This window comes from Bacteroides sp. RCH18, from assembly GCF_058231005.1.
In genome coordinates this window covers 2,349,505-2,362,418 of the sequence record NZ_JBIPTC010000001.1, presented here as the reverse complement: position 1 = coordinate 2,362,418, position 12,914 = coordinate 2,349,505, and the positions used below count along the sequence as shown (strand labels likewise).

At 41.8% G+C, this 12,914-nt stretch carries 14 protein-coding genes; 5 read left to right on the top strand and 9 right to left on the bottom strand.

Annotated elements, in window-relative coordinates; all coding sequences use genetic code 11:
* Positions 1–11: 11 nt before the first annotated feature.
* On the top strand, positions 12–1,067 hold the full coding sequence (locus tag ACHLI0_RS09515) for a hypothetical protein (protein ID WP_490748972.1): 1,056 nt from the start codon (positions 12–14) through the stop codon (positions 1,065–1,067).
* A gap of 6 nt (positions 1,068–1,073) precedes the next feature.
* A complete protein-coding gene (locus ACHLI0_RS09510; protein WP_008764009.1) occupies positions 1,074–2,159 on the top strand; it encodes a carboxypeptidase-like regulatory domain-containing protein in 1,086 nt (361 codons plus the stop codon).
* A gap of 5 nt (positions 2,160–2,164) precedes the next feature.
* On the opposite strand, the gene ACHLI0_RS09505 is transcribed toward ACHLI0_RS09510, so the two are convergent.
* From ACHLI0_RS09505 to ACHLI0_RS09495, 3 genes are all read right to left on the bottom strand, one after another.
* On the bottom strand, positions 2,165–4,645 hold the full coding sequence (locus ACHLI0_RS09505; protein WP_490748970.1) for a tetratricopeptide repeat protein: 2,481 nt from the start codon (positions 4,643–4,645) through the stop codon (positions 2,165–2,167).
* Between the two features lie 139 nt (positions 4,646–4,784).
* Complete coding sequence (gene pyrH, locus ACHLI0_RS09500) at positions 4,785–5,495, bottom strand: UMP kinase (protein WP_008759596.1); 711 nt, start codon at positions 5,493–5,495, stop codon at positions 4,785–4,787.
* 73 nt (positions 5,496–5,568) lie between these two features.
* Complete coding sequence (locus ACHLI0_RS09495) at positions 5,569–6,888, bottom strand: MATE family efflux transporter (RefSeq protein WP_490748968.1); 1,320 nt, start codon at positions 6,886–6,888, stop codon at positions 5,569–5,571.
* A gap of 111 nt (positions 6,889–6,999) precedes the next feature.
* On the opposite strand from ACHLI0_RS09495, the gene ACHLI0_RS09490 reads away from it, so the two are divergent.
* On the top strand, positions 7,000–7,683 hold the full coding sequence (locus ACHLI0_RS09490; RefSeq protein ID WP_490748966.1) for a tetratricopeptide repeat protein: 684 nt from the start codon (positions 7,000–7,002) through the stop codon (positions 7,681–7,683).
* Between the two features lie 61 nt (positions 7,684–7,744).
* On the opposite strand, the gene ACHLI0_RS09485 is transcribed toward ACHLI0_RS09490, so the two are convergent.
* From ACHLI0_RS09485 to ACHLI0_RS09470, 4 genes are all read right to left on the bottom strand, one after another.
* Positions 7,745–9,448, bottom strand: coding sequence for a S41 family peptidase (locus ACHLI0_RS09485; protein WP_490748965.1), 1,704 nt, complete (start codon positions 9,446–9,448; stop codon positions 7,745–7,747).
* A gap of 65 nt (positions 9,449–9,513) precedes the next feature.
* Positions 9,514–10,278, bottom strand: coding sequence for a biotin--[acetyl-CoA-carboxylase] ligase (locus ACHLI0_RS09480; RefSeq protein WP_490748964.1), 765 nt, complete (start codon positions 10,276–10,278; stop codon positions 9,514–9,516).
* On the bottom strand, positions 10,262–10,618 hold the full coding sequence (locus ACHLI0_RS09475) for an MmcQ/YjbR family DNA-binding protein (RefSeq protein WP_008764003.1): 357 nt from the start codon (positions 10,616–10,618) through the stop codon (positions 10,262–10,264). Before ACHLI0_RS09475 ends, ACHLI0_RS09480 begins: the two co-directional genes overlap by 17 nt.
* A 50-nt stretch (positions 10,619–10,668) precedes the next feature.
* A complete protein-coding gene (locus tag ACHLI0_RS09470; RefSeq protein WP_490748963.1) occupies positions 10,669–11,034 on the bottom strand; it encodes a YraN family protein in 366 nt (121 codons plus the stop codon).
* A gap of 67 nt (positions 11,035–11,101) precedes the next feature.
* Here ACHLI0_RS09470 and ACHLI0_RS09465 point away from each other — a divergent pair, with 67 nt between their 5' ends.
* A complete protein-coding gene (locus tag ACHLI0_RS09465) occupies positions 11,102–11,335 on the top strand; it encodes a hypothetical protein (protein WP_008759602.1) in 234 nt (77 codons plus the stop codon).
* A 2-nt stretch (positions 11,336–11,337) separates the two neighbouring features.
* On the top strand, positions 11,338–11,778 hold the full coding sequence (locus tag ACHLI0_RS09460) for a nucleoside deaminase (protein ID WP_008759603.1): 441 nt from the start codon (positions 11,338–11,340) through the stop codon (positions 11,776–11,778).
* A 54-nt stretch (positions 11,779–11,832) separates the two neighbouring features.
* Here ACHLI0_RS09460 and ACHLI0_RS09455 read toward each other — a convergent pair whose 3' ends face one another.
* Together ACHLI0_RS09455 and pssA are read right to left on the bottom strand one after the other, a co-directional pair.
* Positions 11,833–12,132, bottom strand: coding sequence for a DUF4834 family protein (locus tag ACHLI0_RS09455; protein ID WP_414203029.1), 300 nt, complete (start codon positions 12,130–12,132; stop codon positions 11,833–11,835).
* A 66-nt stretch (positions 12,133–12,198) separates the two neighbouring features.
* Positions 12,199–12,906, bottom strand: a complete 708-nt coding sequence (pssA, locus tag ACHLI0_RS09450; RefSeq protein WP_008759605.1) for a CDP-diacylglycerol--serine O-phosphatidyltransferase — start codon at positions 12,904–12,906, stop codon at positions 12,199–12,201.
* Positions 12,907–12,914: the final 8 nt, after the last annotated feature.

Genomic DNA, 12,914 nt, shown 5'->3' with positions numbered 1-12,914 from the left:
GGATTTGTGATATGGGGAATCATCAAAAGGAAATATTCTTAGTGCTCTCTATCTTTTTGATTGGCTTTCAGTGCACTTGGGCACAAACCACTCAGAAGGGAATTGTCATGGAAATGAGTAGCAATAACAAGCCCGTAGCCGGTGCTGAAATAAAAGTAGCGGGTGCTTCGCCTACGGACAGCGATCAGGAAGGGCGGTTTATACTGAATTTCACCGCTTCCTTGCCGGGCGATCCGTTGATGATTAATGATATCTATAAGAAAGGTTTCAAAATAGTCAATTACGAGAAAGTAGCCAACTGGAATATATCGTCTGCCTCCGAACTGAAAATTGTATTAGGGCGTACCGAAGTCATCAATGCGTTGCGCAAGAAATATTACGATATAGGCGAATCCAATAGCGAGAAAGAATATCGGAAAACATTGGCTGAACTGGAAGAACTGAAGAAACAGAACGCATTGTCCGCTGTGGAATATGATCAGAAAGTTGATTCCATGTCTAAAAGTATGATGGAATGGCAGAAACGTCTGGAAATATATGCGCTTAAATTTGCCTGTATCAATCGTGACGAGCTTGATGCTATGGAAAAGCAGGCAATGGAACTGCTCGATCATGGTGATGTGCATGGAGCTATTCGTCTTTATGAAGAGATGAAACTTGATTCTGCCATGACATTGAAGATTGCAGTCAGACAGGAAGCAAAAGAAGATATGAAACTGCTTCTTCCATCCTTAGTGAATAATTTCCAGTTGCTGAAGCAAGCCGATGATAAAGTGGCGTGTGACTCTGTTGCTCACTTGATTTATGAGATGGCGGCGGATATCAAGCTGAAATTAATGTCGGTAGAGTGGTTCTTTCAGCGGAATGACCCAAGTGAAGTTCTGGATCAGTATAGCTTGATCGTAAAGGATACGCAAAGTATGCAAGAGATTGAGCTGGTGGAGAATAGCCTTCAGCAGTCATTGAAAGAAGTCAAACTGAAAGGAGAACTGAAGAAAAAGGCACAGTTGGTTTTCGAACGAATCGAAGACCGAAAGAAATGGATCAGTATAAAGGAAAAAATATAGAAACAGATGAAGAAGATCAAGATTTTTATTGCATCATCAGCGGAGTTGAATGAAGACAAACAGATGTTTGACTTGTACTTTTCGGATAAGAATAAGCTTTATCGTGACCGGAATATCGACTTCGACCAGCGTACGTGGATGGACTTCAGCAGTTCGCTGAATGAAGGTCGTCTGCAGGATCGCTATAATGACTATATCCGTGAATGTGATATTGTGATTTTTCTGTTCCACACACGGATGGGGCGCTATACCAAAGAAGAACTGGAAGTGGCCCATGAAATATATCTGAAGACTAAGGCTGCAAAACCTAAAATATTTGTCTATTTCAAGGAGGAGGGGATCGTTGATGAGTCTCTCAAAGATTTTAAATCTTATTGCGAGAAGAATCTCGGACACTTCTGCGACTTGTATACCAATTATGATGATTTGCGTCTCAAGTTCGACAAACAATTGCAGATTTTGGAGAATGAAGGCTTTATCAAGCCCGATCCGGTAGATGTGAAACGGACATTGAGGTTCGTATTATTGTATGTCCTTGTACCTGTACTGGTGGTGGCACTGGCTTTCTTTGCTTTCTATTATTATTCGCCGGTCACTTCCACGGTGCGTCTTACGGATACTTCCAAGTCGTCTTTGCCTTTTTATGGCGCTGATATAACATTGGAGTATGCCGATAAGAGCGAAACCCGTCATGTGGACAGACTTTCTGACGAGGTTGTCTTCAAAGAAATTCATACTAAATATCTGGGTGAGAATGCCCGTCTGAAGATAGAATCGAAAGGATATGTGACGGTAGATACGGTACTGAGCCTGGAAAAGAATGTGACTCTTGGCATCAGTCGTGATTCTTCATTGGCGATGATTTTCGGTACTGTGAAAGATGAGGATAACCGTCCGCTGGCGGATGCTACTGTTCAAGTGCTGGACATGAAAACGGTATCTGACGGAATGGGAAACTTTCAACTGCCCATACCTGCCGAGAAACAAAAAGAGGAGCAACGGGTGACGGTATACAAGGATGGATATCAATTATGGGACTTCACCGGACCGGTATCCGATAAAGTCCCATGGAAGATTATTCTGAGAAAGTAATGCCTTTACTTTCTGTAAATGCTATTATTGTTGGTTCGGTAGTCATTGATAAGGTAGAGCAGAACGGCATCGTTAGGCAGCGTGCCGCTCTTATACTCCAGCCCTGTTTTCAATAATTCCTCGGAGCCGGGTTGGGATAATTTGGCCAGAAGGTCTCCTTTAGCAAACCGGACAACAAGAGGGTAGGAGCTGAAAAGCTGATTGAGTTCTTTCAGTTCGTTTGCGATGTTTTCCGCCTCTTGCAGAAATGTCAGAGCCTCCGCATTATTGCTGTTCTGATAGTAGGCGATACTTGTATTGAGAGTCATCAGTAGATAGTTCGTGCCAAGTTGGGCTTTATTATGCGGATACAGTGTCTTGATGATTTCGTATGCTTTCTTTTGCACTTCCAGTGCTTTGGCATATTTTTTAAGTTTGCCGTATCCCAACGACAGGTTATTGTAGGTAGTGGTGATACTGCCCATCATATCCACGTCGTTCGGCTTTTGTTTCAGGTGCTTTTCCCTGTCTTTCTTTACTTTTTCCAGATGTTCCACTCCTAATTCATACAGTCCTCCGCAGACCATTGCGGTACCTATGCTGTTCTCTGTTCTCAAGTCCTGAAATCCCCATACTCCTTGCATGGTGTATAATGCTTCCAGGTCGATGGCGGCTTTCAGAGCTTTGTCATGTTCGGAAAGTTCCAGGAGCATATCGATATACGATGCCTGCGCACTGATAATCTCAAGAACAAATCTTGCCGGATTCAACTGATTCAGTTTTTCGGCATATTGGTAAGCTTGTTCCACATGCTTCCTTTCTTCGGGTTTATTTCCGTTTTTGGAGTAATATAGAATGTATTGTTTCTCGATATTGTACAATAATGAGGTCTTTTGTTCTTCGCTGTTGATTTTGAATTCGTTGGCTACCTTGTCTTCAAATGCTTTTATGGTCGTGAGGAAGTTTTCCGGTTCTGTTTCTGTGCTTACGCTGATGTAGGCGAAGTTCCATAAAGCATACCAGTAGGCACGGGACAAGGGACGCATCTTATACAGTTTCTCGGCTTTTGCCAGAATCTCTTTTATACTGCTGGCTGCCAGTTTGTAATCCGCTTTCTCTACTGCCTGATGGAACAGGTATTCCTGTCTTCCTATTTCAGCTTCGAGTATGGCTTCTTCATTATTTCCTGCATTCTTTTTATTTAGCTCGAATAATTTCTCTGACAGTTCGTTGACTTTAGAGACATTGCCTTCCTTCTTGTAAATGTCTGTCAGAGAACTGTATATGTTGGCAAGCTGAGAACTTTGAATATTTATGAACAGCTGATTGTCGCTGTCTGCTATCTCTTCACTAATTTCTTTGATCTGGTCTTCATAGATTTCCTTTGCTTCTTTGAATTCGTTCATGGCTTCGTATGTCTTTCCCATTGAATAGAACGTCTGATGGTAGATAGCATAGTAATCGCCCGAAGGCATGGAGATATTTTTGTTGGACAGGATTTCCAGTGCGTTGATGTCATACTCCAAGGCTTTGATATAGTCTTTCTGATGATGACGTGCAAGGGTACTTTTTATGTTCAGTACTTGTACGAGAGATTTCTCGTCAAATGAAAGTTTCTGGCATTTGTCCAGCCATTCCATGGTATCACTGTCTTCCAGTCCTATTTTCTGCAGTGCGTATTTAAATACGTATGTAAATCTGTCGGGAAGTGCTTCGGCTACGAACTTGTAGGCATCATTTGCTTTCTTCTCGTTTTCCATTCCTCCGGTCAGGGCGCAGAGGTCGGCATATCGGTACATTGTTTCGGCCAGTTTGTCGATGTCTTCCTCTGCTTTTGTTTTCTGTGACAGCTTCTCTCTGGCTTGAGTGATAATTCCGGATTTGTTGTATAGCTCGATGGCTTCAGACAGTTTTCCGGCATTGACCAGTTCCAGTACTTGCTTCTCAATGGCGTTGATGTCATCCGGATTTATTCTCGCAAACTTCTCAGCGTACTGATCGATCTGATTCATAAATGATCTGGATTCCTCCGCCATCGCTTTCAGACGGTCGCTACGCTCCTGCAGACTGATTTTCTGTGCTATATATAGCTGGTTGATTTCTTCAATGGCTTTTTCTTGTTTCTTCGAAAAGTGGGCAACGGAGATGGAATAATACTTGTTCTTGCTTTCTTCTATAGTACCTTCGGGAGCCATCACAATGCTCAACGGACGTTTTTCGGATAGAATCCACCCGTTGATCATGTCTTTATTCACCAGTTCATATCCTTTCTTATATACATTCGGAGAAGCGATAGCCATTCCCGGTTTCTGTTTGCTGAAGTTGAACTGGAAATTCCCGCTGGCATCCGTATCGGTGGCAGGGGCATCGGTAGCTGTCAGTTGTACTCCCGGTAGTGGGGACTTATTTGAATTAAAAATCTGTACTGTACCTTTTTGAGACATTTGTGCGTAAGCACTTCCGGATAGTAATAAGAATATCCAGAAACAAGCGTTTTTGGTTTTCATAGCTTTTATTTCTTAATGATGTATATGCAAGTCAACAAAAGGAATGTGGAGAGAGAAAGTTATCGGGGCTGACTAAAAAGTCTGAAAGCTGATTATATCCTTTTTAGTCAGCCCCGGGTATATTGGCAGGGAGTCAGGATCAGTTGTGTACTACTGTTCCTATTTCTTCTCCGCTGATTACTTTTTTGAGGTTTCCTACCGTGTCCATGTCAAAAACAACAATCGGCAGGTTGTTTTCCTTGCACATACAGGTAGCTGTGAGGTCCATCACTTTCAGACCGCGTTTCAGTACTTCATCGTATGTGATGTCACTGAATTTTGTAGCTGTAGGGTCTTTCTCCGGGTCGGCTGTGTAGATGCCGTCTACGCGGGTACCTTTCAGCATTACGTCTGCTTCGATTTCGATGCCGCGCAGTGAAGAGCCGGTGTCTGTGGTAAAGAAAGGATTTCCCGTACCGCCGGACATGATAACGATTTCACCGTTTTCCATGCATTCAATCGCTTTCCATTTGCTGTAGAATTCACCGATCGGCTCCATGCGGACTGCTGTAAGTACACGGGCCTTCACTCCGGCTGCTACTAATGCGGAACTTAATGCAAGGCTGTTAATGACAGTTGCCAGCATACCCATCTGGTCACCTTTCACACGGTCGAAGCCCTTGTTGGCTCCGCTTAGTCCACGGAAGATATTTCCGCCGCCGATAACGATGCCGATTTGTACTCCCTGTTCATGGATTTCTTTGATTTGTGCGGCGTATTCCGCCAGTCTTTTTTCGTCGATGCCGTATTGTTTTTCCCCCATCAGGCTTTCTCCGCTGAGCTTCAGCAGAATTCTTTTATACTTTGCCATATCTTTTTACATTTAGTTTACTGCAAATATAGAGATAATTTGTTGGATAGACCTCATAGTTGCGCGATAACTTTTATATCGCTTTCTTCACTATTTCTCTTCCGATGAAGGTCTGCACGATTCCCCTCAATGAAAGGTAAGTGATGAAAGCCAGCCATAAAGCGTGATTTCCCAAGAGATTGTGGAAGGCATAGTAGATAATAAAAAAGCTGACGGAAGCAACCAACATCGAATAAAGCATCTGGCGGGTGGCGGTGGCGCCGATAAACACACCATCCCATAAGAAAGCGGAGAAACCTGTCAATGGGATGGCGAGCGCCCAATAAAAGTAAGTGTCTGAGGCGCTTATTACCGAAACATCATTTGTCAGTAACCCGAGAAATCCTTTTCCGCCTATTGCATATAAAAGGGTGAATGCTGCCGAAAGTCCGATGCCCCAATAGAAAAGGTGATTGACCGTATTGCGGAGAGCCGTTTGATTTCTTGCGCCGATATAGCGCCCGGCTAACGCTTCCCCTGCATAGGCGAATCCATCCATAATGTAAGAGAAGAGCGTGAACAATTGCATCAGCAGTGTATTTACTGCCAAAACGACTTCTCCCTGTGCAGCTCCAGCAGAGGTGAAGAACATCGTTACGATTACCAGGCAGAGGGTACGGAAAAAGATGTCACGGTTTACCCGGAAGAAACGGTACATTGCCTGCTTCTGTATGATGTCTTTCCATACAATACGTTTTCGGGGTGTGCTGTAATAACGCATATACAATAGTATGGCCATAAAGAAACCTGCATACTGTGCGATAAGGGTTCCGGCAGCGACTCCTGCCACTTTCATATCCAAGAGATAGACGAAAGACAAACTGGCGATAATATTGACAATATTCTGCGTGATGGCAATATACATCGGGAAGCGTGAGTTTTGCATTCCGATAAACCAGCCTGCAAATCCATAAAGGCCCAGCATTGCCGGAGCTCCCCAAATACAGATATAGAAATAGGTAGTTGCCAGTTGCTTTACTTCTTCTGTAGTCTGTATGAGTGTGAATGCCGCATTAAGGATAGGATATTGAAGGATCAGCAGGCATAGGGCAATAAAGAGTCCGACGCCGACAGAACGTATCAGTAACCGGTTGATTTCGTTTAAGTCATGCTGCCCGTAGGCTTGTGAGGTCATGCCGCTTGTTCCCATACGTAGGAATCCGAAGATCCAGTAGATGATATTGAACAACATTCCTCCTACGGCAATCGCCCCGATATATGCCGGAGAGCCGAGATGTCCTACGATGGTGACATCGATAAGTCCCAGCAATGGCACGGTAATATTCGAAATAATCGATGGTACGGCAATCTGTAATATTCGTCTGTTTTCGGAGGTTGTCTTTTTATTTATCATCTTGTAGAAACACTTTTATCAAATAGATTGTTCTTTTTGCGAACAAAGGTACATATTTTATTATTTTATTGTATCTTTGCGTGTCACGAACTAGAAACAATGTAACTGATTATGAAAACCTTAACTCTCCTTCTTTTTTCTTTGTTTTCGTTGCCGCTGATGCTGAATGCACAGACGGCCGATGAAATGTTGCATAAAGTCACGGCTGCTATTGAGGCCGGACAGCATGGACAGGCGGTTAGCTATTTCCGTCAGGCTATCAGTCTGAATATAGACCGCTCGGAAATGTTCTATTGGACGAGTATAGACAAGAGTAGTGAGATCAGCTCGAAACTTTCTAATGAGTTGGCTCTTGCCTATAAGAAGAATCGGAATTATGATAAAGCCTTTTTGTTTTATAAAGAACTGTCGCAGAAGGACCCTGATAATGTAGATTATCTGGAGGCTGTTGCCGAAATGCAGGTATGTCGTGGACAGGAGAAGGATGCGTTGCGTATGTACGAGAATATATTGAAGTTGGATGCGGATAATCTGGCAGCCAATATTTTTCTCGGTAATTATTATTATCTGATGGCGGAGCAGGAGAAGAAAAAACTGGAAAGTGACTACAAAAAGCTTTCTTCACCGACAAAAATGCAATATGCACGTTATCGGGACGGGTTGTCGAAATTGTTTGCTACCGGATATGAGAAAGCACGAAGCTCTTTACAGAAAGTAGTGCTACGGTTCCCATCGACGGAGGCTCAGAAGACGTTAGATAAGATTTTGAGGATAGAGAAAAAGGTGAATCGCTGAGCGGTTCACCTCTTTCCATTTAATTATCTAATAGAATAATAGTTGGTTGGCAAGGTCTTATTTATTTAAACATTCCTATGCGATTTAAGTTCGGTTTAGCTATAGCTTTGCACTTAGTCTGATTGGTGGATCTTGTAATAGTACTAGCTAAATCATTTCCTGTTATCAAACTTATAGCTTGGGCATATAGCGGATCATTATTTGTCCCAAATTCTCCATATCCTTCAAAATTCTGTCCATTGGGATTATCCTCATCTTTTTCGTAATTAGGTGTAAAGCCTTTTTCGAAATCGCCAAAACCTTTAGCATTGTAGGCTTGGAAAGTGATGGGGAAAAGTAAGTATTTGTCTGTTCCTGCAGTAAGCTCTACCCCTTCCATACCTACGTTTTTTCCATGTGTGGTTGTGCCGATAAGGATAACATTAATGCCAATTCCTCTTAGGGAGTTAATTACTAACTCACTTGCTGATGCTGAATTATTAGTTACGAGACAAAAGACCCGTGATAAATTTAGTCCGCCAGCAGAAAGAGAAATATTATTCAGATTTGCATATTTAGTATATTCGAATATTTTAATAGGACGCTGGCCTCCAAGAATTTTCATGCGTTCATCATTATATCTATATGTAGCGAATACTTCGTTTTTACAAGCCTCTCCTGCGATACAACTTGCTATAAGATTAGCAGATGTTACATCTCCTCCTCCATTGTAGCGAAGGTCTAATATTAAGTCGGAAATTTCTTTAGTCTTAAAATCCTTGAATACATCAAATAGTTCCTGGTCGAAGCCTGATTCAAATGCAGAGTATACTAGATACCCAATGTTATTATTAACTTGATTATAAATAATTGGGTTTGCATAAATAGGACTGGAATCAATAGTGTAAGTGTTTCCTTCTCTGTCTTTCACTTCTATAGTAGACGTGGAAGAAGGTTTCCATAGCTTTGAATAGCTGTTTCTCCAATTACTAGTTGTTATCTTTTGATTATTGATTTCTGTTATTTCAACTCCCCGCTTGATTCCAGCTTTTGCTGCGGATGATTCTTTATGCACTCCTTGTACTGCAAGAAATACAAGTGTTTCACTATATTGAACAGGTAATAGATTAACAAATCCATAATTGTATTCTAGTGTTTTTTTCTCTTTTGCACTGCGGGAAGATTGCAAGTCTGGATCTAGCTTTTGGATAAATGAGAATAAAGAATAATATGATTGGTTGCCATTATTATATAGCTTTTTATCTAGAGTATTAGTCTTCATGCCCATCAATGTATTTTCCAGGAACTCATTATAGGACTGACTGAAATTAGGAGTTAATGTTTTGTATTCATCATTCCACAAATACATTTCTTTTAAATATTGATCCACACTATAGTTAATCTCGTAACCTTGCACATCATCATCGCTCAACTGGATTTTGATATTGCTGGCAGATGAATATCCATTTACTTTAATCGTAATGGTGCCCTGTTCCTGTGAAGACTTGTGTACTGTAACTTTTATGGTATTTTCCCCTGAATTTCCTGCTGTATTGTCTAATGACAATAATGCAGTGGAACTGTTTTGAGCAGTCCAGCTAGACAAGGTTGTGAAAGTAAAAGTGAGGGTTTGCTCTGCTGAGGCAAAATATGTTTGGTTAGTAGACCAGCTTTGTTCTGTAATTCCACTACCTCGTAGTAAAGTATCATCATCTTTACAAGATATGTTGAGGAATAATAAAATGGTCAAAAGACCAAGTAACTTGACATTCTGTATTTTCTTCATAAAATTAAAGGTGTTTTTTATATAGCAAACTCAAAGGTAATGTTTTATTGTTTAGAATGTATGTGTTATATCAATAAATATTCTACCTCTTTAAACATATATCCTCTTTTTCTTTGCGCATCATCTTCCAGAATCAGCTTCCCTTCGGGCTCTACGCAAATAATTCTCGCAAAGAACTCTCCATCAGCATCTTTATACCGATGCATCCCTTCTTTTCTGAAAAGAGCTTTTTCATATCGGTGGGTTATGAGTTCAGTGTCACCGTTCCGGAGCAATTCATAACCGGATTGAACGCGAAGCATGATATTCCTGAGAATTTCGAAAATGTCATACTGCTTTCCTGTGATTTGCAGGAGCGATACCGGATTTGGAGCAGTACTATGGAATACTTCCTGATTCACATTGATCCCGATTCCGGAAATACTCTGACTGATATTGCGCCCCATCAAATCATTTTCGATCAGCATCCCACATATTTTTTTGTCTTTCCAGTAGATATCATTCGGCCATTTGATGGAAAAATCGTCAGCATAGCTATCTAGTTCCTCTTTAATAGCCAAAGACACAATCTGAGAAATCAAGAACTGCCGGAGTGCTTCCAAGAAATCCGGGAAAAGAACAAAACTGAAAAGAAGATTCTTTTTGGGTTCAGATTCCCACGAATTGCCACGTTGCCCACGTCCGGATGTCTGGAAGTCGGCAACTACAGTCGTAAATGCTGCAACTCCCTGTTGCTTGGCACAAAGAGTCTGCAGATAACTGTTTGTAGAGTTTGTCTCACTGATGTGAATCAATGGGACAGGAAATGACATATCAGGGGAGGGCATCATATTCAGCACGCAGTTTCTTAGTGAATTTCTTGATAACTTCCTCGTAAGAATGATCGACGAGTTCCTTTATTAATTTATCGTCTACATCTCTATCGAAGTAAACGCCATTCCAATATTTTTTGTTGAAATGGTAGGCTCCTTCAATGCCTGCATAATGTTCGCGCAGTTCAATGGCACGTTCCGGATCGCATTTCAGTGAGATGGAGTTGGCTCCTTCCAAGTCGATGAGGGCAAACATTTTGTCCAGCACCTTCATAACCAGCGATACATCATCAAACGGGAATGATTCGGTAACCCCTTTTTTACTTAAGCAGTATTCCCTGATCGTTTCTACATTCATAAGTCTTTCGATTTTATGTTTTTGCTCTTAGTTAAAATACTTGTTTCCTATTAAAATAAAGGAGGATAAAAAGCTTCCTTTATATGGTCTATTCTGAAATTTCCGTTCTCGCCGATGACAGTGATGATATCGAAACGTACCGGAATGTCAATCTGAAATAGTTTTATATATGTGTCGGCAGCACGTACTGTCCGTTTAATCTTTGGTAAATCGACGGCTTCTTCCGGTTGGGCAAACAAAGTATTACTGCGTGTTTTCACTTCTACTATCACCAATTCGTTTTCTTTGTCGGCTACGATGTCCAGTTCGAAGTGACCTTTTCTCCAGTTCCGGTGGCGGATAAGATAACCATGCTCTTCGAGATAGGCTACTGCGGCATTTTCTCCTGCTTTCCCTAATTCATTGTGTTCAGCCATCTTTTTTTGCAAATTTACAGCTTTTATTCTTTGTTTTTACAGAAGTAAAAGTAATTTTGCAGAAGATATGAGAAAAAGGAGCAAAAAGTGCCTGAAAATGCACGCTGAGTATACCAAACGGGAACGGCGGATGAGCATTTTGTTGAGCGAAGACGAGCAGTTGATTGTCGATCGTTATCTGGAAAAATACAAGATAACGAATAAGTCACGCTGGCTTCGTGAAACTATTCTCATGTTTATCCATAAAAATATGGAAGAAGATTATCCTACCCTCTTCGGAGAACATGACATGAGACGCTGATGATGACACTGGACGATACTTACTTCATGAAACAGGCATTGATAGAAGCCGGCAAGGCTGCAGAGCGGGGCGAAGTCCCTGTAGGGGCAGTGGTTGTCTGCAAAGAACGGATCATAGCCCGTGCCCATAACCTGACAGAGACATTGAATGATGTGACAGCCCATGCCGAAATGCAGGCTATCACTGCTGCTGCCAACGTACTTGGCGGAAAGTACCTGAACGAATGTACGTTGTATGTTACAGTAGAACCCTGTGTGATGTGTGCCGGTGCCATTGCTTGGGCGCAGACCGGCAAACTGGTTTTTGGTGCGGAAGATGATAAGCGTGGGTATCAGCGATATGCGGCTCAGGCGCTGCATCCTAAAACGGTCGTTGTAAAAGGAATCCTTGCAGATGAATGTGCCACATTGATGAAGGATTTTTTCGCTTCTAAGAGAAGATGAAACAGTGATTAGTAAACTGCTGGCTACACGTTACTAACCACTTTCTATATTATATTATTTTACTTCCTCGAAATCCACATATTCACCATCATCCTGAGTGAATATTTTCTTATGTTTGGTTCTTGGGCTATTTTCAGCGAAGATTTCCTCTTCGTTATCGGCACGGCTGTCCGTGTTTTGGTTATAGCTGGGACGATGTTGCTGCTGGCCGGTTTGTCCACTCCTTGCCTGCTTCGTCCGGGAAGACGAACCACGGCCAAGCCCGAAAATGGCTCTTAATACAAATCCGACAATCGAAAGGCCAAATATGACAATGGCAGCAAGGAAAAGAAGTAAGAATAAAAGTATATGCATTGGGCTATGATTTTATGTTGTAACTTCGATAAAACTCATAGTACAACAAACGTGCCAAGAGATTGTTTATTTACTTTTTCTTGTAAAAAGTGAAAGTAAAATATACCAGACAATGATCGCTGCAAAGCTGCTGATACCCAAGAAAACAAGGAATGGGATACATACAATCAAGAAAATGAAACTGATTTTATTTGTATTCCATGAAAGATTCTTGAATTTCAGCGAGAACATCGGTATCTCTGACACCAGCAACCACGAAAACAGACAAACCAATAAAATAAGGTAGACAGGATGGCAGTTCTCGGAAACGAGGAAGTCATGCGCCCCTACAACGAACGATCCCCAGAATAAGGCGTTTGCCGGAACAGGAAGGCCTACGAAAGAACTGGTCTGCCGGGTATCATTGTTGAATTTAGCCAGTCGTAATGCTGAGAATACGGAAATCAAAAAGGCTGCGTATGGCAGGTAAGGAGCAAGGAATTCCATATTTGCCGGATAGTACATCTCTTTAAATAAGGAGAATACAATCAGCGAGGGAGCCACACCGAAGCTGACATCATCTGCAAGTGAATCCAAGTCTTTTCCGATGATTGAGTGTGCATTGAGAATACGAGCCAGCATGCCATCGAAAAAATCGAAGACTGCACTCAGAACAATAAAAAGCAGTGCCAAGTCATAACGGGCTTCGAAAGCCATGACACAAGCGATACAACCGGAGAAAAGGTTCAGGCAGGTTACTGTATTCGGAATATTGTTCTTTATAACATTTGTCATTGTGACCG